The sequence below is a fragment of the Klebsiella sp. WP8-S18-ESBL-06 genome (genome assembly GCF_014169755.1).
Lineage (GTDB): Bacteria > Pseudomonadota > Gammaproteobacteria > Enterobacterales > Enterobacteriaceae > Kluyvera > Kluyvera ascorbata_B.
Genome location: NZ_AP022256.1, coordinates 736,064 through 759,557 on the forward strand (window position 1 = coordinate 736,064; position 23,494 = coordinate 759,557).

A 23,494-nucleotide genomic window follows, 5' to 3' on the forward strand; every position below is an offset into this window, starting at 1 on the left:
GCACCATCACTTCCCCCCCTCCGTCAGAGTAAACGGCGCATCAATCCCCAGCTCCTTACAGAACCCAGCAATGGTCTTATCAATCTCCGCCACTTTCCCTTCCAGATCGCGAATCTCCTGCGCCACGGCGTTGAGGTCAATCTCTTCTTCCGCTTCAAAAGTATCAACATAGCGCGGAATATTGAGGTTGTAATCGTTGCTACGGATTTCTTCCAGCGTCGCGATATGGCTGTACTTCTCAGCCGCTTTCCAGTCGTTATAGGTATCGGCGATTTTGTCGATATGCTCCGGCAGCAGGCGGTTCTGTGTTTTCACCTTCTCAAAGTCATTGCTGGCGTCGATAAACAGAATAGTGTCGTTGTGCTTGCGGCACTTGCGCAATACCAGCACGCAGGTCGGAATACTGGTGCCGTAGAAGATATTGGCTGGCAGGCCGATCACCGCATCAATGCAGTTCAGCTTCTCAATCATAAACTGACGAATATGGCCTTCCGCTGCACCACGGAACAGTACGCCGTGGGGTAACACCACCGCCATAGTGCCGTCATCTTCCAGGTGATGGAACATATGCTGTACAAACGCCATATCTGCTTTGCTGGACGGTGCCAGTTTGCCGTACTGGGCAAAGCGGTCATCATTCATAAACAGCGGGCTGGCGCTCCACTTAGCGGAAAAAGGTGGGTTAGCAACGATGGCGTCAAATTTCAGATGCGTATGCTGCGGATGCTCCAGCGTATCTTCCTGAATGATCTCAAAATCCGCATAGTGAACCCCGTGTAGGATCATGTTCATACGCGCCAGGTTGTAGGTGGTACGGTTCATCTCCTGACCGTAGATTTTACCCACCGACGAGGCTTCACGCTTCACGCGCAATAACAAAGAGCCAGAGCCACAGGTCGGGTCATAGACGTTTTTCAGCTTCAACTTGTGGGTGGTGACGATTTTAGCCAACAGGGTGGAAACCGGCTGCGGGGTATAAAATTCACCGGCTTTCTTACCTGCGCCTGAGGCGAACTGGCCGATCAGGTACTCGTAGGCATCACCCAGAATGTCGGAACTCGCTTCACTCAGGTTAAAGCTCAGTTTATCGAGTTCCGTGACGACTTTGCCGATCAACTCATTTTTCGCTTTCGCAGTGTTGCCAAGCTTGCTGGAACCTAAATCGAGATCTTCAAAAAGGTTGCTGAAGTCATCCGCAGAATCAGTGCCCAGCGTGCTCTGTTCAATACTGCGCAGGGTAGTAGCGAGGTCTTCCAGAATAAAGCCGGTGCCTGTGCCTTTCGGGTCTTTAGCCACACGTTCCGCCATCGTGTGGAACAAATCCGTTGGTGGCAGGAAATAGCCTAAGGTCTTGATACTGTCTTCTTTTACCGCATCAACGATGTCCTGATATGCCGGATGCTCCGCAGTCAGCTCGTTATACTGAATGCCATCTTCCGCCAGAATTTTGTTCGCGTAAGCAACGAATTTTTCAGAAAGATATTTGTAGAAAATAAAGCCTAAGCAGTAGTCGCGGAATTCATCGGCATTCATCTTACCGCGCAGGGTATCGGCGATATTCCACAGGCGGCCTTGCAGTTCACTTAAATTTTGCGCTTCAATCTGGGGAGACATAGTTGTTCCTGTTGTTTTTCTTCGTCACAAAGAGGTGACGTAATAAGTCAAATCATACCACTGAGCAGGCTCAGGATCTGTTGTTCACTCAGGGCGGCAATCCGCTGCTGATAAAAGCGTTTTTCTCGCGCCGCCAGATAGAGCCCCCCCATCGTTTTTTGCTGTGCGAGTGGCGGGAGGGTAACGGTAAAATTTTTCAGTTCATTAACCGCGATACGCTGTACGACGGTAGAACCCTGGGTGGTCTGAATCCGCTGACGTCGTCCCTCCGGGCTTTCATTGAAATGCCAGAGGAACCACGCGGCATCAATCCGACTGGTATCAACATCCACTTTGACGTAGTTATTACCTAAAATACGTCCGGCATTTTCGGTGCTCACGCGAACCGCCTTGCCATGAATCAGGCTGATGACAACATCTCCTTTCTGCGCCAGCACAACATCCTGATGCGTTTTCACCCACTGTTCTTTCTCGGCTGACACAATAGCTGACTGCCAGTCATCTACAAGAAACTGTTCGGTCGCATAGAAACGAAATGCGGACCCATCTGCGCTTTCCTGGATACGGCTGATGTGCGAGCCTGCCGTAAATTGGGCGATATCTTTATAGCTTCGCGTCATCCTGTAATCCGAATAAATTTAAATTACATTGTCATTGTATTGGCAATCATAAACTTGATGAATCATTTATATCAAGGAATTTAAATTTATTACTCATGCGGGCGATCAATGTTTTTGTGACTCAGATAACGTTTTATAGAAGCTAAAGTTAAGGTTTTTCCTATAATGAGCGGGCGGTTTTTCGTTGCTGGTGATTTTCCCCCTGCAAATGTCTTTTTCTTCACTCAAGGTGTGTAGATGTTTTCGCTGACCTCGTTCCTCGACACGTTAACCTCTGTTAATCCAGAAAATGTGCCGAAATATGTCGCTCTTGTTGTCGCGGTTCTGTTGGTGTGCTTCATTGCCCGCTATGCCATTCCTTCTTTTGTGATTTCAGCCCGCTTTAAGAAGAAAGCGAAAGAAATTCAACTGATTGCAAAAGATAAACCGGCTCAGCAACTCGAAAAGCTGGATGCTTTATTTTCCGGAAAGTTTTTTGCGCATCCCTGGAGTGAATTTAAAGAGTCGCTGCATCGGCAGTTTGAGTTAGACGATGACAGCGGTCAGAAGCGGATCCACAGTATTCGTTCTACCGCTCCTGCTTCAGCCTGGTTCTCTGAACCCTTGCTGGTAGAGATTCCACTCTACACGGAAGCGTTTAAGCATTTGCCCGGTATCCTGACTGGGATTGGGATAATCGGGACCTTCTCAGGACTGATGATCGGTTTGCACCACTTTGACCCCAGCACGCCAGAACAAGTTAGCGCCAGCGTAGCTAACCTTTTGCGTGATGTCCTTTACGCGTTTTTAGGTTCCGCCTTTGCCATTGCTTTCTCCATCCTGGTCACCATGTTTGAAAAATGGCGGCTGGCGAGATGCTATAAAAATCTTGAGTCGTTGACAGCCAGCATCGACCAGCTTTTTGAAGGTGGCGTCGGTGAAGATTACCTTTCGCAGCTCCTATCCAGCACCAAAGAAAACACCACACATGCCAAACAACTGAAAGATGGTCTGGTCAGCGATTTAAGAGAGATGCTGCAGAACCTGGTGGACAGCCAGGTACGAGAAAATCAGAAACTGGCAGAGACGTTGTCTTCCACCTATCGGGAATCAGGCCAGCAGATTGCGGAGCAGGTTAGCGGCGCTATTGAAACCAGTCTGAAAAGCCCGTTGGACAAAATTGCGGGCGTGGTGCAAACCGCCTCCGGCGATCAGAGCCATCGAGTGCAGTCGATGCTTGAGAACGTCCTTACTGCTTTTATGAACAAAATGGATAACACGTTTGGTCAGCAGTTCACCACGATGCAGGAGATGATGGGCCGTTCCGTGGAGGCGATCCAGAGCATGCAAAGCGGTTTCTCTACCCTGCTGCAGGATATGCGTCAGGCTGGGGATGATTCACGCCAGGGCAGCGCCCAACTGATCTCTCAGTTACTCAGCGAAATGAAAAGCGGCCAGCAAGAGATGCAGGCAGGTATGAATGACATGCTGCGTAGCCTGCAGGAGTCTGTAGCTCGCATTGGCGCAGAAGGTGAAGGCGCTGGCGAACGCATGGCCCAACAGCTGGAAAAAATCTTTGCCGACAGTGAAGCGCGTGAAAAAGCGATGGCGGAACAGATGCGTGCCTTTATTGAAGCCATCCAGTCCAGTGTTCAGCAGGGACAAAATGAAACCATGGAGAAAATGGCTGCCTCTGTGGATACACTTGGCAGCCATATGGCAACCTTGTTCGCACAGCTGGAAAATGGCCAGCAGCAGCTCAATCAGCAGCAAAACCAGGCGCAAAATCTGTTGATGAGCAATATGAGCAAAGGTGTTGAAGATCTGACGCAAAACCTGGCCGGTGTATTCAGTCAACTTGAGTCCGGACAAAAACAGATGAGCCAGACTCAGGAAGAGGGACAGCGCGCTCTGCACGAAGAGACTCAACAGCTCTTAGCCCGTAGCGAAGCTCGTGAACAGGCGGCCGCCGAACAACAGCAAGATTTTATGGCTGCTCTGCAACAAACTATGCACTCCGGTCAGGATGCCCTGCGTGAGAAAATGACCAGCGGCATCGATCAATTGGGTAGCCAATTGGGAACTCTGTTTGGGCAACTGGAGGAAGGTCAGAAATCCCTTAGCCAGCAGCAGCAATCGGCTCAGAGTGCTTTGCAACAGGAGGCTCAGCGAATCATCGGTCAGCTTGAGAGCCAGGTTCAGGCGTTAATGCAGATGCTGCGTGAGCAGCAATCCGCATCAGGCGATTTACTGCAACGGGTGGCGCAAAACACAACGCGTCACCTGGAAGAAATTCAGACTGGAGCCGATAAAATGCGGGTGGCTGCCGATCGCTTTGAAACAGCTGGTAATCGTGTCGCCGAAGCTAATCATCTGACTGCAGAAGTTCTGAATGGTACCCAGCAAGCAGGCAAAACCCTTTCCAGTGCCAGCTCTGAGCTGGGCGCATTGATCGCCGATTACCGCAACACCCGTGAGGTGGTGGCGAACGCCATCAGCGCATTAGAAACGCTGATCAATAGCAGCCATGATGAGCAAACATCCCGCAGCCGGTTTGTTGAGGATCTGAAGTCGTATTCCGAGCGTCTGCAACAATATAACCGTGAAGCCCAGGAGTTCCTCCACAACGTTGCTGACGTGATGGGCACCAGCTTTGAGTCCTTCACCTCCGGGGTGGAAAGCGGCCTGAACCGTTCGCTCCAGGAGATGGATACGCAACTGACAAAAGCGGCGGGTGCCTTAAGTTCTTCTGTTGAAATCATCGGTGAAAGCGTGGATACGCTGGAAACCGTGCTCCGTAGTCGTCGCGCGTAAGGAACAGGCTGATGTTTAACCGGGCATTCAATGGCAGGCAGCGTCGTAGTGATGAAGCAGAAAAACCGTTCTGGATTTCCTATGCCGACCTGATGACAGCCATGATGGTGCTATTTTTGGTCGTCATGGTGGCATCGCTTAGCTCCGTCACGCAGAGGATCCAGCAGGCAGAAGCAGGCGAAAAGTCCCGTGGGCATGATATCGCCCGACTGTGTGAAAAACTTGAACTTCAGGCAAAGAACCTGAATAAAACGATACATGTCGATTGCCACGATAATCGTATTAGTTTTGGCGAAGCAGGGCGTTTTGAGCATAACCGCTTTTCGCTCACCCCAGAAGGGCAGCAGGCTCTACAGGATGTGGTGCCGCTGGTCCTGGATGCGGCAAATAGCGACGAAGGTAAGAAATGGTTTAAACAGATCGTTATTGAGGGGTTTACTGACACGGACGGTTCGTATCTCTACAACTTGCATCTCTCTCTTCAGCGCTCGGAATGGGTGATGTGCAGTCTGCTGGATAGCAGAAGTGCGTTACAGCAAAGAATTACTGCAGATCAACAAATACAGATTCGAAAATTATTTTTGGCGGGTGGCGTGTCGTTCAACAATGCGAAAGAGAGTAAAGAAGCCAGCCGTCGTGTCGAGTTACGTATGCAGTTCTTTGGCCTGAAAGATAAAAAACAGGACGAGAGTATGGACGTCGTCCCTGGTATTAGTCAGGAAACCTGCCAACTGGGTGTAGTGCAATGACGTCCGCGATTGAGAAGCTGAAATCACACCTTCTTCCTTACCGAGAAAAGAGTGCGGTTCCGGTTGTGGGTCACCCGTTTACCTATCTACAGCGTGTCATCAGCCAACTCGAAAAGAAGGTAGATGCTCGCGCAGTCCAGATGGTTCCCCCTAAGGAGAAACGCAGACAGGCAATTTCCCGATTGCGTTCGGGAGAAACGCCACAGCCATCTGAATGGAAGATGATCTTTTTTGGCCTCAATGACGTTGCAGAAGATGATCTGTTTGATACAGCACTCATTGATGATGCGGCAAACTTTGCCAAAATCTCGGCTGAAATTCAGAGCAAAATTGCACAGAAACGATTAACGCGTAGGGAATGGCTGGCGTTATGTACCAGCTACTTTGGGCATGTCAGCGATACGCCCGAAGAAAATCCGCAGTGGCTTCAGTTACGCATGCAGATTGTGAGCGGGTTTAAACAGTTAAAAGAGAGTTCGCCTCGTCTGTTGTCATGGATGACGGTAATCGACACGTATGGGGATATTTTTACCGATAAGGCGGGTTTTCTTCTCGGGCAACAGCTCGGGCGTGGGGAAATAACCGATATCTCCGTGCTGGAAAAAGTGGCACAGATCCCCCAGACCAGTTGGCTATGGCGCAAAATTGTTAACCATCTGGTGAGCGAGATTTTTCGTCAGACTGACGATGAGTTTGAACAAAAAATTAATGAACTGATCGCGTTGAGCCGTCAACTTTCTCGTTTTAAAGATAATATCCTGGCCGCTACACTTACCCGTTATTACCAGTCAATTTTTAAACACCGGACTCACCTTGAACTTAAGCTGTTAGCCCTGGAGTATTGGGGAAACCCTCAGTTAACCAGCCGCAATAAAGGCTGGCAGGTTCATGTCGATAACGCGGTGCTGCTTATGGTACAGGGGTGGTTCGCTAAAGATGATCTGAAACTGTTCTTTGAGTTGCTTAAAGGTAACCGGGATGTCGATCAGGCGCGTCTGTTCTACTGGCTACGATATGCTAATCAGATGAGTTATACGCGAATTGTGTTGGGTGAAGATGCTCAGCGTTCGAAAGATACCGATTATGTTGAGTTTCGGGCAAAAAATGCCGGTCGGTTAAGTCGTCTACAAGGTCCCGGTTCTCGCGACAACAATGCCATGATCATGAGGATTGGGAATTATCTTTTTGTCGAGTTTTCGAAAGTAGGAGCCATGTACTCTTATCATATCGATAATGCACCTTTTAATCCGGAAACAGGTATTCTCGACATTGATTATGATCTTAAAGATAAGCGTAATAACCGGCGTAAAGTACGTCTGCGTTTACCGCATTTGTCTCCAGTAACGCACTATTCGCTTAACCGTATTGAAGGGTGGATGAGCCGCTATGATGAAGAACTTCGTAGACTAGGCATTAGCTACGTTGCGGAAGATTCCAATCAGCCATCAGCCACTATCGATATCTCCCGTTTTAATGCAGATCAAAGCGGAGGCAGGTCCGTATCTTCTCCGGCTAAATCAGAAGTCAATGAATCAAGGTCAAACAGAGAAGAGCAGATCAAAATTATTGCAGCTTCTTTAAAAGCCAAAAAAGAAGACCAAAATTTTACGACTCGAGAACAGCAAATCAGGGAAGTGATTCGGTCTGTCGATTGTAAAGTGATGGATAAACGTGGCATGGGTGGCGCAATTCATATCCAGTTCAACGAACCAGATCATGAGGCTGCCAAAAAATTGTTAAGCCTCGGATTTAAGCCTGTGCTGGGTAAATTTACTTACTGGAGCAAATAGTGTTCAAAAAATTGTTAGGTAAATTTATTAATGATAATAAAGCAGTTCCTGCTTCACTTGTGCCGCTTTATGCAATTAAGGCGGAGGGCTTCGCTTTCCCCTTTAGTCTTGCCGACACTCAGGATAACTGGCTTATCACTTCATGCCTGGAACAACTCCATGAAGAGGATTATGTATCACACTGGTCGGATTGCTGGTTTATCAGTTGGGATGACTTCTATCGTATTCTGAATAATGAAGATTATGCCAGCAGTCTGGCAATTTTCAGCTTCCCTCAACAGCGTAATCTGACCGCCCATCTTGCTGCGACAGGGAGCATCAGCGATGACACCTTTCGAGTTTTCATTGATAAATGGACCCAGCCTGACGATTATCGCCCCGTTGAGATCACTATCCAGGGGGCCAGCTTTTCCTCCCAGGAAGGCACTTTTGTGCTCAGCGAAGAGAACTGGCAGCTTCTGGACTCACTACAGCAGCTCAGATTACAGCAGCGACAGACGTCGGGTGAAACGGTAAACCAAACCGGGTGGGCAAAAATACGTCGACAGGCAAAAAAGGCAGGAGCAAAACTGGATGATTACCTGTCTAAAACGATAGTTATCAGGCCCGAGTCACTGCAGTTAAAGTTGCGGAAATCACTGGTGGCGGATACCCGGGTACTGGAAATTGAGCCGGTTTTTGACGAGCAGCCTGCAAAGTGGCTGCAGAGTTTCGATCGCACGCAACAGGTACAAGATCGGTATCGCATTTTGGGTGATGACGGTGAATTAAGCCACGTCATTCTTTCACCTGAAGTCAAAGATGTGCTTACCTCTGTTCATGCCATCACCGGTCGCCGAGTTGCCGGTGATGATGCGCTCTCGTTTGTTCGCAACCCGTACACCTGGATTGGCGAAGAAGCCAGCCAGGTTCTTGATCCCGATGTATATGAGCAGAATCTACAGGATGCAGGGATCTACTTTTATGATTTTCGTCTGGAGCCTCAGTTTGATGACTCAATGCATATTGAGTCTGTCTCGCTGATCCTGAGCCCCAGGACTGAACAGCCCGTGCCAGATGAAACATACGTGTTTAACCGACCAATTGAATTGGCAGCGTTGATTACTGAGCTGGAACAAAAGTTAGCGGCGCATCTTCCTGCTGGTGTCTGGCAGGGCTATGACCTCGAGCTGTCCAGATTCACTCAGAATGAATTGCAAGAGTATCAGGCATTGCTGGAAGGCTGGCAGCAACAGGCTGCGGGATTGAATTTTTCTCACGTACTCGATCTCAACAAGTACAGCGATAGGGTCATAGGGATAGGTGAGTTTGAGAAAATCAGTTCACCGTATCTGGTCAAAAGTGAAAGTGAAAATTGGCTTCCAGACAATCTCGCTAAGGAGATGTGTGAAGTCATGTTCTCGGGCTGGGACCTGGATAATCATCAGCATTTTCAGGAGCTAGAAACGCGTCTGGAAGATGCAAAAGCCTCTGATGCTCCAGAAGTCGCTATGCCCTGGAACGATAACCTTCTACCACGAGAAGAAGCAGAGGTTTTCCACGAAAAGTGGAAAAAGAAAATCGATGCCGAAACAAAAGATACCGCGAATGCTGAGCCGGTAAGTCGGGCTGTCCTGCTGATCGAACAAAATATTGAGCAGGCACTGTATGTCAAACAGCGGAGAACCTCCTTGCTGGAAGCACATTTGGCTGACGCCGAGCTTCCGATGATTCTCAAGGACTCTATTCAGCTACGTGAGCATCAGTGTAAAGGCGTTGCCTGGCTCCAGCAGTTGTACCTTAAATCCCCAACCGAGACGGCGGGATGTTTACTGGCAGACGATATGGGGCTGGGGAAAACGTTACAGATTTTAACCTTCCTCATTTGGCATCGTGAGCGTTTCCCGGATGCTCCTCCCTCTCTGATTGTTGCTCCGGTGTCGTTACTCGACAACTGGGAGCGTGAAGTCGGTAATTTTTTCCTGCGCGAGCAGGTGTCGATTTTAAAGCTTTACGGCAATGAACTCAGAGAGAAAAAGTGCGCTAAGGAGAGTATCCCTTTGGCGTTAAAGAATAAGGGGATTAAAAACCTGCTGCAAAATGACTGGGTTGGAGAGGCTCAGATAGTATTGACCACATACGAAACGTTACGCGATCAGGAATTTTCTTTGGCTCGCCAACCTTGGTCCATCATGGTTTGCGATGAGGCACAGAAAATTAAAAATCCAGCAGCCCTAATTACCCAGTCTGCTAAGGCAATTCAGGCGCAATTCAAAGTTGCGTGTACTGGAACACCTGTTGAAAATACGCTTGTCGATCTATGGTGCTTGTTTGACTTTGTGCAGCCAGGTCTTTTGGGAGCACTGAATAATTTTGGCAAAGATTTCCTGCGGCCGATCGAGCAGCAGAGTGATGATAAGATGCTTGAATCGCTACGAAAATTGATTGAACCCCAGACTCTGCGTCGAACAAAGGAAGAAGTGGCGAAAGATCTTCCGGAAAAAATTGAAGATAAATCCTGTAAGCAGCTCAGTATGCTGCCGTTGCAACGGGACCTCTACACTCACTCGGTAGTGAGCTGGCAGAATCAACAGGAAATCAGCGAAGGTCTTGATCAACGTGGTTCAGGTATGCTCGGACTACTCCACCGCCTGAAACTGATTTGTGCATGGCCTTATTCCGTGAGTGCTGATTTACGCTTACGTAACGATGCCCCGAAAGTGAAATGGCTTTTGAATACATTAAATAATATTCGCCAGTCATCAGATGATAAGGTCATTGTCTTTACTGAACTGCGCGATATTCAACGTGAATTGCAGCATCTGGTCTCGCAGCATTTTGGATTCAAGCCTTTTATCATTAATGGTGATACCAGCACGAAATCCGGAAGTGACCAAAACCGTCAGAGCTTGATTGATAACTTTCAGTCATCGCCGGGGTTTAACGTCATCATCCTGTCAACGATAGCCGTTGGGTTTGGTGTCAATGTACAAAAAGCAAATCATGTCATCCATTTTACTCGCTGTTGGAACCCTGCCAAAGAAGATCAGGCAACTGACCGGGCTTACCGCATAGGGCAGCAAAAAGATGTCTACGTTTACTATCCAACTGTGCGTGATAGTCAGTTAATGACTTTCGAAGAGACCCTGGATGAATTACTGAACCGTCGCAGAGCTCTGGCAAGAGATATGCTCAAAGCTTCAACCGATCTCACTGCTGCTGATTTTGAAGCGGTACTTACCCGGGCTAACACTAATTAATTGCAAATAAGGCTGATCTCAATGATGAGAAACTACTGGATTGTAATTGCTACTTTGCTGTTCAGCTTCAGTGCAACTGCGACGACTTATCGCACTGATAGCTTCGGTACGACTCGCGATGATAAAGGTAATAGCTGGCGGACAGATAGTTTTGGAACTACCCGTGGCAGTAATGGAAGCGTATCACGTACTGACTCCTTTGGAACAACGAGGGTAACTAACGCTAATGGCGAGAATACAACCTACCGTACCGATTCATTTGGTACCACTCGAGGAAGCGATGGGACGGTATCACGCACTGATAGCTTTGGGACTACGCGAATAACGGATGCTCAAGGAGGTACTACGACATGCCGGACAGATACGTTTGGCACGACCAGGTGTAATTAGGTTGCTGAATCATTCTGGTCATGATGGCAACAAGCGGTAATTCAGATGAGCGGGAGTTTTCCATGTTAACTGTACGAGTGATTGTATGACACAAGCCAATGATGTTCTGTCCAAACAGATCAGTGAATTAGCATACAAGGGCCAATGGGAGCCCCTGTTAAACGTACTAGAAAGATACCCCTCTCTCATCAATGCTGCCTCGGAAAAAGGCTATACACCTTTGCATCAGGCGGCGTGGCATGGTGCTAAACGTCAGGTTATTGGCAAACTTCTCAGGATGGGGGCTGACAAAACTCTCGCAACGTATAACAAGCTGCAGACCCCCTTAGATATTGCTCTCGAAAAAAATCCGTCCCGAAAAGATCTCCTTTATTTGCTGCACCCTCAACCCAGAACACTTTCACAGTTGATGCGAAAAATGATTGAGGACCAGCTTATTCATTTTCAAACTTATGATGAAAATATGGTGCTTTATGAGCGACTACTTTTCTTATTCAATGAATATGATGTATTTGAGCAGGGGCAAGACGATAGAAATCGATTCCTGTTTGCATTTTCTGCGCTGACAGGTATTCAGTTAGGTGAAATTATTGCTGATAATAATCAAGAAGTACAAAGGGCTGGGTTGGATTTAAGATTTTGGTTCAATCAATTTATGCCTGTTCTCCAGAAGCTTGCGGCACAAAAATACACTATCCCACTGGAGAAAAGCTGGATCACCGTTGCTGACTTAATGTTTCCCGATGCGGAAGGCTGGGGCTATCGAGGTGATCCTTCACTGTGGCGGGAAATGCGCCAGACTTTGTCGCGAGTTCCCGTTCCCGAAAACCGAACTGAGCTCGAATCGATTTTACTCAACTCAGCCCAGTCTATAATGAATGCGACCTTTTCAACCGAGCATGGGGTGTTTGTAAAGCGCTTTAGCCACGGTGGAATGAGTAGTGGCTGGATATCGTTTGAATTCTGGACCACAAATGCAATTCCGGGCATTTTACAACGTGCTGAATGGCTTAGAGAGTCATGGCGATATTAGTTTTACGCCAAAATTTTTAGGTTAATTACTGTTCTAAATCGCTTGCTAATCTGTGTTGGCAACTTATAAAAATTTTCAGATATATATCATTCTCCTGAACATACCTAATTAACGGCGGAATCTCACGGTTCTGCTGTTTTTATATCCATTTTCAGAGGAGTAATGATGAAAAAATCTGAAGGCTTGCAGTCGCTGCAGCGGTCGCTTTCTGGCCTGCCACAGTGGGCATCAGAGCGTATTCTGCAGCAGATAAACCAGCTTACGCATTACGAGCCGGTGATCGGCATGATGGGTAAAACCGGGGCGGGAAAGAGTAGCCTTTGCAATGCCCTGTTTGCTGGAGAGGTATCGCCGGTCAGCGATGTGGCGGCCTGTACCCGTGAACCACTGCGCTTTCGATTTCAGGTTGGGGAGCGCTTTATGACACTGGTGGATTTGCCTGGTGTCGGGGAAAGTGGTGCACGCGATACTGAGTATGCCGGGCTGTACCGTGAACAACTTCCCCGGCTCGACCTGGTACTGTGGCTGATTAAGGCTGATGATCGGGCACTGGCGGTGGATGAGCATTTTTACCGCCAGGTGATTGGTGAAGCATACCGGCATAAGGTGCTGTTTGTTATCAGCCAGTCAGACAAAGCTGAACCCACCAGCGGTGGAGAGCGATTATCCACAGAGCAGAAGCAAAACATCAGCCGCAAAATCTGCCTGCTGCATGAGCTGTTCCAGCCCGTACATCCGGTGTGTGCCGTGTCGGTCCGGCTTCAATGGGGATTACGGGTGATGGCAGAGCGGATGATTAAGTGTCTGCCGCGTGAGGCCAGCAGTCCGGTGGTGTCGCAACTGCAGCATCCCTTTCGCACAACGACAGTCCAGGAAAAAGCGCGTGACGATTTTGGTGAAACGGTCGGCGCGGTACTGGACACGGTAAGTGCTTTCCCACTGATACCGGCTCCGGTACGGGCCGTAATACAGGCTGTCCGTAACACCGTGGTGTCCGTTGCCCGGGCTGTCTGGAATTTCTTCTTCTGAATGTTTAACGCCTGCCTGTTCTTTCCCGAGCCCCGTCGCCTATGCGATGGGGCTTTCTTTTATTTGTTTTACCCATATTGAGGAGTCTGCTTATGACCCGTCTGGCTTCGCGCTTTGGCGCAGCAAACCTTATTCGTCGTGACCGTCCGTTAACCCGCGAGGAGCTGTTTCGCGTGGTGCCCAGTGTATTCAGTGAGGACAAACACGAGTCCCGTAGTGAACGCTACACCTATATACCCACCATCTCCTTGCTCGACAGCCTACAGCGAGAAGGCTTCCAGCCATTCTTTGCCTGTCAGACCCGTGTGCGTGATCCGGAGCGTCGCGAACACACCAAGCATATGCTGCGTCTACGGCGTGAGGGACAGATAACCGGTAAGCAGGTGCCGGAAATAATCCTGCTCAACTCTCACGATGGCAGCAGTTCGTACCAGATGCTGCCGGGACTATTTCGTGCGGTTTGTCAGAACGGGCTCGTCTGCGGTGAGTCGTTTGGCGAGGTGCGGGTGCCACACAAGGGGGACGTGGTGAGTCAGGTGATTGAAGGCGCGTATGAGGTGCTGGGGATTTTTGACCGGGTGGAGGAGAAACGGGATGCCATGCAGTCGTTGCTGTTGCCACCCCCGGCACAGCAGGCACTGGCAAAAGCCGCCCTCACGTACCGGTTCGGTGAAGACCACCAGCCGGTGACTGAATCGCAGATCCTCTCCCCACGTCGCTGGCAGGATGAGAGCAATGACCTGTGGACCACGTACCAGCGTATTCAGGAGAACCTGATTAAGGGCGGTCTCAGTGGGCGTAACGCCAAAGGAGGACGGTCACATACCCGTGCCGTTCGTGGTATTGACGGGGACGTGAAACTTAACCGGGCACTATGGGTGATGGCGGAAGCCCTGCTCAGTGGTTTTCAGCCTGCGTGAGTTCACACTTTGCATCAAATAACATTACAGCAATGTTAATAAATGACACTTCCTGTCATTTCTGGCGGGGATTTTTGCTGGTTAATTCACCGGAAAATGGCGCAGGCCTGACAGATACAGGCTTCAGGCCTTCCTCAAAATAGCCGCTCCCGCAGACATATCCTGTCAACCCCCTCCTTTAAAATCGCATGCCTTTCAACCGGTTAACCTTCACGGAGAATACATCATGCCACTGGCAGAGCGCCGCTACGACAGACTGGCGGTCAGGCTGTCGCTGATTATCAGCCGCCTCGTGGCGGGTGAAACGCTGAACATGCAAAAGCTCGCGACCGAGTTTGATGTGTCAGTCCGCACCCTTTACAGGGATTTTCGTGAGCGGCTGATTTATCTGGACCTCGAATGTCATCAGGGCTGCTATCGCCTGCGGTCAGGGGCCGGGCCGCAGGGCGAGCTGGATGTCCTGACTTTTGCCCACCGTACCGGCATCGCCGGTCTCTTTCCGGGGCTGGACCGTCGGCTGGTGAACTTGCTGTTAAACTGCGAGGGTGCTCCCTGCCTGACCGGAGATGCTGTTTCTGCGGGCTCGCCCGCGACCCCGCTGTCCTTTTACCGGCTGGTACAGGCCATTACCACTTGCCAGCGTGTCACGCTGCTGGCTGACGGAAAACGATGCGAAAGATTGTCCCCTTATCGGCTGATTGCGCAGCAGGGCCACTGGTACCTGATTGCGGAGCACAACGACCATCCGGCGGTATTTGCGCTCGGTGATATTCACCTTGTGCAGCCCCTTACCGAGAGTTTCAGACGTAACGAGCGCCTTTACCGTCTGACGGAAGATTTAAGTTTTATCCGGGCACTGCCGCATTTTGGTGTTGTCCTGCAGTCGCTTAACAGCCTGTCTTCACCCTGAGTTTTACTGGTCTGCATCCGTCTGGCGGGTGCGGGCCTTTTTATTATTTACACACAACAAGGTACTAATGATGAAGCGAAACCTGAACACCAGCTACCGGCTGGTATGGAACGAGGTTCTGGGAGCATTTGTTGTTGTCTCAGAGCTGGCAAAAGCCAAAGGAAAGCGCAGTACTGCCGTTCTGGCGCTGGCGGTTGCCGGACTGGTGGCAAGTCCTGCCGCACTGGCTGACGATGCGCCGGGAAACACCCGTACGGTAGCGGCCGGTGAGGTAGTCAATGGTGCGGTGATCGGCAATCACGACTCACAGATCGTTTTCGGTAAGACAAACAACACAGTCATCAACACAGGCCTGGAGTTCGGTGCTGATAATGATGACAACAGCGGTGGTCAGTGGGTACAGACGGGGGGCGTGGCAAACCAGACCACCATTAATAATAGCGGGCTGCAGGGTGTACTGGCTGGCGGCAGCGCCACAGACACCACAGTCAACAGCGGTGGTGGTCAGAGCGTGCATGGTCAAGCTTCAGATACCACGCTTGACGGTGGTACACAGTGGGTACACAGCGGCGGTATTACCTCCGGCACGATCATTAATAAAGACGGGGCTCAGCTGGTAAAAGCTGGAGCGCAGGCTACCGGTAGTGTGGTGAATACCGGAGCACAGGGTGGTCCCGATGCAGAGAACAACGACGGGCAGTGGGTTGCCGGTACCGCAACTGATACCACCATTAATAACGATGGTCGGCAGACTATTGCGACAGGAGGCCTTGCCACCGGCACAGTGATTAAAGCGGGCGGCGACCAGAGTGTGCACGGTTCGGCAAATACGACCCGCCTGGATGGCGGTTATCAGTACGTGCATGCCGGTGCATCTGCAAGTGACACGGTAATCAATGCGGGCGGCTGGCAGGTGGTGAAAAGCGGTGCGACAGCCGACAACACCACAGTTAATGCGGACGGTAAACTGCAGGTGGGTGCCGGAGGCAACGCCACGAACGTTACCCAGAATGCCGGGGGCGCGCTGGTGACGAACACCAGTGCCACCGTCTCCGGGACCAACAGTCTGGGTAACTTCAGTGTTGATGCCGCGAATGCCAGTGCCACTAATGTGCTACTGGAAAATGGCGGGCGTCTTGATGTACTGGGCAACGGCAGCGCCGATACCACTACGGTCAATCAGGGCGGTATTCTGGCTGTAGCGACCGGTGGTAAGGCGCAGAACATCGTGATGCATGACGGCGGTGTGCTAATTGCCGATACCGGCGCAACGGTCAGTGGAACGAACACCTCCGGCGCATTCGGCATTGACGGTGCAACCGGTAAGGCCAGTAACCTGCGTCTTGATAACGGCAGTCAGTTCACTGTACTGGGTAATGGCAGTGCGGATAACACCACCGTCGGGGCTGGCAGTACGCTGAACGTGGCACAGGGTGGAACGCTCACCGGCACCACCTCATTTGGCGACGGTGCATCGCTGACGGGGAGCGCCACCAACAGCGGACAACTGCATTTCAGCACGGGTAACGGACAGGGTGCGGCCATCAGCGGTTCGGTAAGCGGTGAGGGGCAGCTACTCAAGGACGGTGACGGCACCCTGACGGTCAGCAACGGCACGCTGTCCCAGTCACAGGTAAACCTGAATCAGGGTACGCTGGCGCTGAACAATGCCATCATCAACAGCGACATCATTGCGCAGTCCGGTACGCAGGTCCGCCTGACCGGCAACTCGGTGCTGAACGGGGCGATTGACCCGACTGACGTCACCCTCGACAGCGGTGCCAGCTGGAATATTCAGCGTGGTGCAGCGGTGAAATCGTAAGCGTTAACCGGACGCCGTATTGACACTGGTCAGGCAGGTATAGCCACGTTCCACGGCAGAAGTTCACCAACCCTGTTGGAAGGCCACTCAGGCAGAACGCTCAGGATGTGGCGCAGATACGCTTCTGGATCGATACCGTTCAGACGGCACGTTCCGATCAGTCCGTACAGCAGTGCACCACGTTCGCCACCATGATCGCTCCCGAAGAAGATGTAGTTTTTCTTTCCCAGGCAGACGGCGCGAAGCGCCCGCTCCGCGGCGTTATTGTCGGGTTCCGCCAGACCGTCACGGCAGTAGTAACACAGGGCATCCCACTGGTTCAGGGCATACGTGAACGCCTCTCCCAGCCGGGATTTTTTCGACAGTGTCGCACTTTTCTCCACCATCCACTCATGCAGTGACGCCAGCAGCGGCGCACTCCGCGACTGTCTGGCCGCCAGACGCTCTGTCTCCGGCATGCCGCGTATTTCCGCTTCGATGGCGTACAGTTCGCCGATGCGTTTCAGCGCTTCCTCCGCCGTGGCGCTCTGGCTGCTGATGTACACGTCGTGGATTTTTCGGCGGGCATGCGCCCAGCATGCCGCCTCTGTCAGCACGCCGCCTTCTCGCGATGTACTGAACAGCCGGTCATACCCCGCGAAGGCATCTGCCTGCAGGACGCCACGGAAGGAGCGAAGGTGCAGCTCCGGGTGTTTTCCCTGCCGGTCCGGTGAGTACGCGAACCACGCTGCCGGAGGATCTGACGAACCGGCATTCCGGTCATCCCGGACATACGTCCAGATACGCCCGGTTTTCGTCTTTTTCCTGCCCGGCGCCAGCACCGGCACTGGAGTATCATCTGTATGCAGTTTGCGGCAGTTCATCACGTAGTGATAAAGGGCTTCGTCCAGCGGCGCCATTAAACGGCAGCACGTATCCACCCAGTTGGAGAGCAGTGCGCGGCTCAGCTCCACCCCCTGGCGGGCAAGGATTTCCGTCTGGCGGTACAGCGGCAGATGTTCACAGTATTTGGCTGTTAACACACGGGCCAGCAGACCCGGTCCGGCGATACCCCGCTCGACAGGACGTGACGGCGCGGGAGCTTCCACGATACCGTCACATTTTGTGCAGGCTTTTTTACCCGCACTGTGCGGATCACTTTCAGGGCGCTGGCAACCAGCTCCAGCTGCTCCGCGCTGACTTCGCTGAGGTACGCCATTTCACCGCCACATGCCGGGCAGCAGGTTTCTTCCGGCTCCAGCCGGAGTATCTCACGGGGAAGATGTTCCGGAAGCGGACGACGGTGCCGGGACTGACGGAGCTGGCGGGGAACCTGCGGGTCGTCTTCCCGCCCACTGTAACGATCGCTCGCCTGTTCGCGCTGTTTCAGCAGCGCTTCGGCCTGTGCCACCTCGCGGCGCAGTTTTTCAGAACGGGTGCCGAACATCATACGGCGCAGTTTTTCTATCTGAGACCTCAGGTGTTCTATCTCCCGTTCGTCTTCCTCGATCTTTTCTTCAGCGCGGGTCAGCGCAGAGCGCAGGAAGGCCTCAGTCTCGGCAACGAGACTGAGCTGGCTGTCTTTCCGGCGAAGTTCTTCTTCCAGCGCGGTGATACGGGCGAGATAGTCCTGACTCATGACCCATTTATAATGCGGCCATGCTTTTTTTACAACATTGTCAGTGAGTTAAGACGGGGTGTTTTGGGCTGACGCCAGTCCAGCTTATCGAGGAGCATGGCCAGTTGCGAGCGACTAATGGCCACCTTGCCGTCGCGCACGGCGGGCCAGATGAACTGCCCTTCCTCAAGGCGTTTGGTGAAGAGGCACAGTCCATCCGCATCTGCCCAGAGAATTTTGACGGTATCACCCCGGCGGCCACGGAAGATGAACAGGTGGCCGGAGAAGGGGTTCTCATCCAGTACGTGCTGTATCTGCTCGCCCAGACCGTTGAAGGATTTACGCATGTCGGTGGCGCCGGCGACCAGCCAGATACGGGTGCCAGACGGGAGGGAGATCATCGTCCCCTCCCGGTCAGTTCGCGAAGCAGTGTTTTCAGGATAGCGGGAGATAAGTTCCCTGTCAGGCGCAGACTGGCGCTCCCGACAGCCACTTCGCAGGTCATCACCTCACCGTAAGCGGAACCGGATGGTTCATAGTGTGGTTCTGCATGATGTGACAGGGACATGTCAGATACCACAACAGGGATGACAGCATCAGGTTTACTGACTGAACGTTGTATTTCATCGGGCAAAAGGTGGCTGTAGCGCTGGCGCCATGTAAACAACAGATTGTCATTAATCCCGTGTTCTCTGGCCAGTTGGGCCACGCAGGCTCCAGGCTGATAAGATTTTTCGACAAGTTCCAGTTTAAAGTCCATGGAGTAAGACGCACGAACCCTGCGGGGACGAAGAGAATCTGACATTGATAGAGTCCATTAACGTTTATAAGAGGACTCTATCATCGTCAATCACCGGAAATTTCAACAGACGGTACTGAGATGACGCTTACGTGAAATCGGTGCTCGACAACCTGGACAATGCCGGAACCATCAGTTTTGCACCCGCACAGGCAAACAGTCCGTTTGTCCCTGAAACCCTGACGGTGACGAATCTGACAGGACGCAACGGCACCATTAATCTGTCCATTCGTCTTGATGACCCGACCTTCCCGACCGACAGGCTGGTCATTGACGGCGGGCAGGCAACCGGTAAAACCTGGCTGAATTTCACCAATACCGGTGATGCAGGGCTGGGCCTGGCGACAACCGGTAACGGTATCAAAGTGGTGGAGGCGATTAACGGGGCCACCACCGAAGCCGGGGCTTTTGCGCTGGGCCGCAAACTGCAGGCCGGGGCATACAACTACACCCTGAGTCACGGCAGTGCCGATGAAAACTGGTATCTCTCCAGCGAAGCCGGCTACCGTGCCGAAGTGGCACTGTACTCATCTTTGTTTGCCCAGAGCATGGATTATGACCGTGCGCTGGCCGGGACATACAGCCAGCGCAGCAGTGCGGTGAATGACCAGGGATTCTGGGGGCGTATTCAGGGCGGGCATACCGGGCATGACGGTAACGGCGGCATTGCCCGGGGCGACACCCCGGAAAGCAGTGGCAGCTATGGCTTTATTCAGCTCGGCGGAGACCTGTTCAAACACGACACCGGTACGCTTTCGCTGACCAGTGGACTCTATGGCGCGGCAGGCCAGTCGTCGGTGGATGTGAAAAACGATGACCGCTCTGCGGCAGGCTCCGTGCGTGACACGGTGTACAGCCTCGGCGGGTATCTGACAGCCGTTCAGGATGCCAGCGGGCTGTGGGCCGATGTGGTGGCACAGGGCTCCCGTCACAGCCTGAAGGCAAGCTCAGCGGATAACCGTTTTGAAACTGACGGCACCGGCTGGCTGGCCTCTGTGGAAACCGGTCTGCCGTTTAACATCAGTCAGGGACTGGTGCTGGAGCCACAGCTGCAGTACGTCTGGCAGGGCCTGTCTCTGGATAACGGGCATGACAACGGCGGTTACGTGAACTTTGGTGACGGTAGTGCGCAGCATGTCCGCGCCGGGCTTCGTTTCGGCAGTTCGTCTGAAATGGACTTCGGTCAGGGTACCTCCACGGTTGCGGGTTTGACTGACAGCATGAAGCACAGCACAAGCGAAATGCCGATGAACTGGTGGGTGCGTCCGTCGGTTATCCGCACTTTCAGTTCAGACGGCGATATGAGCATGGGCACTGCGACTGCAGGCAGCAATGTCAGCTTCACCCCGTCTCAGGATGGTACCTCGCTTGACCTGCAGGCGGGTATTGAAGCGCGTGTCCGCCAGAACGTGACGCTGGGTGTACAGGGCGGTTATACCCGCAGCGTCAGCGGCAACAGTACTGCTGGCTACAACAGTCAGGCAACGCTGAAAGTCGCTTTCTGATAACGCATCTGTCCCATTTACGGGGCATCACATAACCACTCTAGGCCCCTGTTGTTCTCGCAGCAGGGGCCTTTTGCATTCAATCGCAACACCGTTTTCTCTCTTTAGACTCACCCGCTTTATCCCGATTTTTATCAACTACATCACGCCAGCCCCTAGCGGCTGGCTTTTCTATTACGGAGCAACTCCATGACCACACAAACTGATACAGCCCACTCGCCGATGAGTGATTCACACATGTCTACCCTCATTACGGCCAGCCTGGTACCCGATGAACAGCGCCTGGGTTTCTGGCCGCTGCACTTCGGGCGTATCCCGCAGTGGATTTTTATCGAGACCCGTATCTTTGGCTGGATGGACCGCTTCTGTGAAGACTACAGCGGCGGTATCTGGCATTTCCACATACTCAGCAACGGTGGCGCGTTTATGGCCCCCGAAGCTGACATTGATGAGAAATGGAGGCTGCTCAACAACATGAATGGCAATGGCGCAGAAATGAGTGCGGAAGCCGCAGGCATTGCCGTGTGTCTGATTGAGTACAGCCATCACGCCTGTCGTACGGAGTGCGATGCCATGACAGAGCATTATTTCCGACTGCGTGATTACGCCCTACAGCACCCTGAATCCCATGCCATTTTTGCCATCATTGATTAAGGAGTTTTGCTATGGAGAAACAACTGACTCTCTTTACACCGGAACTGCCATTGACCTCGCTGCGCACCATCAAACGAGCCCTGAGTCTGCTTGACCAGCACCTGCGCGAACCGGGTGTGGCGTTTACTTCCACGCAGGCTGCTCGCGACTGGCTCAGGCTGAAGATGGGAACCCTTGAGCGCGAAGAGTTTGTCGTGCTGTACCTCAATAACCAGAACCAGCTGCTTGCCCACGAAATGCTTTTTACCGGCACCCTCAGTCACACTGAAGTTCATCCCCGCGAGGTGGTGAAACGCGCCCTGTACTTTAACGCGGCAGCAGTGATATTTGCCCATAACCACCCATCCGGGGAGGTGAATCCAAGTCAGGCAGACAAAGCCATTACCCAGCGACTGGTACAGGCGTTGATGCTGGTGGAGATCCGGGTGCCCGACCACCTGATTGTCGGCGGCAGGCAGATATTCTCCTTCGCCGAACATGGTCTGCTGTGAGGGGGAAGGGTCAGTGAAAATCATCAGCAAGCGTCAGGCGATGGCGATATACCGCCAGCATCCTCAGTCCAGGTTGTTTCGCTTCTGTACCGGCAAATATAAGTGGTCCGGCAGTATCTGCCACTATGCCGGTCGGGAGGTACAGGACATCAACGGTGTGCTGGCCGTATTTGCTGAACGCCGTCAGGACCGTAACGGTCCCTATGTCGTATTGCGCAGCGTTACCCTGAATTAATTCACATTTAAGGAAGGCTAAAATTGTCGAATAAAATACCGCCTGTAAACCACAATATCGCCGAACCCTGGTGGGGGCTTAAACGCGATATCACACCCTGTTTTGGCGCTCGCCTGGTGCAGGAGGGCAACCGGCTGCACTATCTCGCCGACCGCGCCAGTATCACCGGGCAGTTCAGCGACGCGGATTTACGCCATCTGGACCAGGCATTTCCGCTGCTGCTCAAACAGCTTGAACTGATGCTCACCAGCGGTGAACTCAATCCCCGCCATCAGCACGGCGTCACGCTCTACGCAAAAGGGCTGACCTGCAACGCGGATACACTCGGCAGTTGCGGATATGTCTATATAGCGATTTACCCGACACCTGCAACAACAGAATAAACCTCCCGGCATTTTTGCTTCATTTAACTAACCAATAAAGGTTTCCATTATGCAAACACAACCTGTTCCCCCGACACAGGAGGCTTCACCACGCCCGTCACCAGTGGAGATCTGGCTCCGCCTTTTGAGTCACCTGCTGGACCGTCACTACGGTCTGACGTTAAACGACACGCCATTTTGCAATGATGGTGTGATCCAGGAGCATATCGACGCCGGTATCTCACTGTGCGACGCGGTGAATTTTATCGTGGAGAAATACGCCCTGATACGCACCGATCGTCACGGTTTCAGCGCAGAAACACAGTCCCCACTCATCAGCAGTATTGATATCCTTCGCGCCCGTAAGGCCTGTGGACTGATGGCACGCAATGGCTACAGACTGGTGACCGATATCACCACCGGCAAATACAGCGAGGTGACTCGATGAAACTCTCCATGACCGTGGAAGCCGATGCCGTCACTATGCAGGCCCTCAACATGGGGCGGATCGCTGTTGATATCGACGGTATTGAACTGGCCGACCTGATTGATGTGGTCTGTGATAACGGTTATTCGCTTCGCGTTGCTGACGAACCTGGGAGGCTGGTTGTGGAAGATCCACTCCCGTCTGCCGCCCGGCTGAACGGCATTCAGTGCAGTACCGCCCATATCTCCGAAGCTGACAACAACCTGCTGTTCACTCTTTCGCATCAGCATGAAGACTTTGGCGAAAGCGAATGGATTACGTACACCGGCTCCGGCTATTTGTTGCGTCTGGATGCGTGGTCGTTTCCGGTATTACGGCTTAAACATCTCGGTCTGTCGAAAGCCTGTCGTCGCCTGGTGGTGACCCTTATGCGTCACTACTCTGTTGGTATTGTTCACCTTGATGCCTTTGGTGAGGTATTGCCGGGCTTTGACATTTTCGACTGGTAATCCAAC

The 23,494-nt window shown here is 52.1% G+C and carries 18 protein-coding genes and 3 pseudogenes; 16 read left to right on the forward strand and 5 right to left on the reverse strand.

Features of this window, described 5'->3' with window-relative positions:
• Window positions 1-6: 6 nt before the first annotated feature.
• Entirely contained in the window at window positions 7-1,614 is a 1,608-nt protein-coding gene (locus H7R76_RS03600; protein WP_045889238.1) for a type I restriction-modification system subunit M, read from the reverse strand.
• 47 nt (window positions 1,615-1,661) lie between these two features.
• Window positions 1,662-2,234 carry a restriction endonuclease subunit S domain-containing protein gene (locus H7R76_RS03605; protein ID WP_045889237.1) on the reverse strand — a complete coding sequence of 191 codons (573 nt, stop codon included), beginning with the start codon at window positions 2,232-2,234 and terminating at the stop codon, window positions 1,662-1,664.
• Between the two features lie 237 nt (window positions 2,235-2,471).
• On the opposite strand from H7R76_RS03605, the gene zorA1 reads away from it, so the two are divergent.
• The 9 genes and pseudogenes from zorA1 to H7R76_RS03650 all read left to right on the forward strand — a co-directional run.
• Complete coding sequence (gene zorA1 / locus H7R76_RS03610) at window positions 2,472-5,027, forward strand: type I Zorya anti-phage system protein ZorA1 (protein WP_045889236.1); 2,556 nt, start codon at window positions 2,472-2,474, stop codon at window positions 5,025-5,027.
• An 11-nt stretch (window positions 5,028-5,038) separates the two neighbouring features.
• Entirely contained in the window at window positions 5,039-5,776 is a 738-nt protein-coding gene (gene zorB1 / locus H7R76_RS03615) for a type I Zorya anti-phage system protein ZorB1 (RefSeq protein WP_045889235.1), read from the forward strand.
• On the forward strand, window positions 5,773-7,566 hold the full coding sequence (zorC, locus tag H7R76_RS03620; RefSeq protein WP_045889234.1) for a type I Zorya anti-phage system protein ZorC: 1,794 nt from the start codon (window positions 5,773-5,775) through the stop codon (window positions 7,564-7,566). The genes zorB1 and zorC overlap by 4 nt, the downstream gene beginning before the upstream one ends.
• Window positions 7,566-10,805 (forward strand): type I Zorya anti-phage system protein ZorD, encoded by a 3,240-nt coding sequence (gene zorD, locus H7R76_RS03625; protein WP_045889233.1) that lies wholly within the window; start codon window positions 7,566-7,568, stop codon window positions 10,803-10,805. The genes zorC and zorD overlap by 1 nt, the downstream gene beginning before the upstream one ends.
• A 475-nt stretch (window positions 10,806-11,280) precedes the next feature.
• Complete coding sequence (locus H7R76_RS03630) at window positions 11,281-12,228, forward strand: ankyrin repeat domain-containing protein (RefSeq protein ID WP_052697492.1); 948 nt, start codon at window positions 11,281-11,283, stop codon at window positions 12,226-12,228.
• Between the two features lie 165 nt (window positions 12,229-12,393).
• Complete coding sequence (locus tag H7R76_RS03635; protein ID WP_101742990.1) at window positions 12,394-13,257, forward strand: GTPase family protein; 864 nt, start codon at window positions 12,394-12,396, stop codon at window positions 13,255-13,257.
• A gap of 92 nt (window positions 13,258-13,349) precedes the next feature.
• Window positions 13,350-14,177, forward strand: coding sequence for a DUF932 domain-containing protein (locus tag H7R76_RS03640; protein ID WP_045888220.1), 828 nt, complete (start codon window positions 13,350-13,352; stop codon window positions 14,175-14,177).
• Between the two features lie 226 nt (window positions 14,178-14,403).
• Window positions 14,404-15,087, forward strand: a complete 684-nt coding sequence (locus H7R76_RS03645; RefSeq protein WP_045888219.1) for a helix-turn-helix transcriptional regulator — start codon at window positions 14,404-14,406, stop codon at window positions 15,085-15,087.
• A 67-nt stretch (window positions 15,088-15,154) separates the two neighbouring features.
• Window positions 15,155-16,906, forward strand: a pseudogene (locus tag H7R76_RS03650) (AIDA repeat-containing protein); the annotation flags it as partial.
• Window positions 16,907-16,938: 32 nt separating this feature from the next.
• Here the strand turns inward: H7R76_RS03650 and tnpC are convergent.
• The 3 genes and pseudogenes from tnpC to tnpA all read right to left on the reverse strand — a co-directional run bounded on the left by tnpC (window position 16,939) and on the right by tnpA (window position 19,311).
• Window positions 16,939-18,527, reverse strand: a pseudogene (gene tnpC, locus H7R76_RS03655) (IS66 family transposase).
• 29 nt (window positions 18,528-18,556) lie between these two features.
• Window positions 18,557-18,907 (reverse strand): IS66 family insertion sequence element accessory protein TnpB, encoded by a 351-nt coding sequence (tnpB, locus tag H7R76_RS03660; RefSeq protein WP_032414478.1) that lies wholly within the window; start codon window positions 18,905-18,907, stop codon window positions 18,557-18,559.
• Complete coding sequence (gene tnpA / locus H7R76_RS03665; RefSeq protein ID WP_015632445.1) at window positions 18,904-19,311, reverse strand: IS66-like element accessory protein TnpA; 408 nt, start codon at window positions 19,309-19,311, stop codon at window positions 18,904-18,906. The genes tnpB and tnpA overlap by 4 nt, the downstream gene beginning before the upstream one ends.
• A gap of 74 nt (window positions 19,312-19,385) precedes the next feature.
• Here tnpA and H7R76_RS03670 point away from each other — a divergent pair.
• The 7 genes and pseudogenes from H7R76_RS03670 to H7R76_RS03700 all read left to right on the forward strand — a co-directional run.
• Window positions 19,386-20,810: pseudogene (locus H7R76_RS03670) on the forward strand (autotransporter domain-containing protein); the annotation flags it as partial.
• Between the two features lie 189 nt (window positions 20,811-20,999).
• Complete coding sequence (locus tag H7R76_RS03675; protein WP_025798997.1) at window positions 21,000-21,464, forward strand: antirestriction protein; 465 nt, start codon at window positions 21,000-21,002, stop codon at window positions 21,462-21,464.
• A gap of 11 nt (window positions 21,465-21,475) precedes the next feature.
• A complete protein-coding gene (gene radC, locus H7R76_RS03680) occupies window positions 21,476-21,955 on the forward strand; it encodes a RadC family protein (protein ID WP_025798999.1) in 480 nt (159 codons plus the stop codon).
• Window positions 21,956-21,968: 13 nt separating this feature from the next.
• Window positions 21,969-22,190: a DUF987 domain-containing protein gene (locus H7R76_RS03685; RefSeq protein ID WP_045888217.1), complete on the forward strand. Its 222-nt coding sequence runs from the start codon at window positions 21,969-21,971 to the stop codon at window positions 22,188-22,190.
• Window positions 22,191-22,213: 23 nt separating this feature from the next.
• A complete protein-coding gene (locus tag H7R76_RS03690) occupies window positions 22,214-22,573 on the forward strand; it encodes a type IV toxin-antitoxin system YeeU family antitoxin (protein WP_025799001.1) in 360 nt (119 codons plus the stop codon).
• 49 nt (window positions 22,574-22,622) lie between these two features.
• Complete coding sequence (locus H7R76_RS03695; RefSeq protein WP_025799003.1) at window positions 22,623-23,000, forward strand: TA system toxin CbtA family protein; 378 nt, start codon at window positions 22,623-22,625, stop codon at window positions 22,998-23,000.
• Complete coding sequence (locus H7R76_RS03700; protein ID WP_045888216.1) at window positions 22,997-23,488, forward strand: DUF5983 family protein; 492 nt, start codon at window positions 22,997-22,999, stop codon at window positions 23,486-23,488. Before H7R76_RS03695 ends, H7R76_RS03700 begins: the two co-directional genes overlap by 4 nt.
• The last annotated feature ends 6 nt before the right edge of the window (window positions 23,489-23,494 follow it).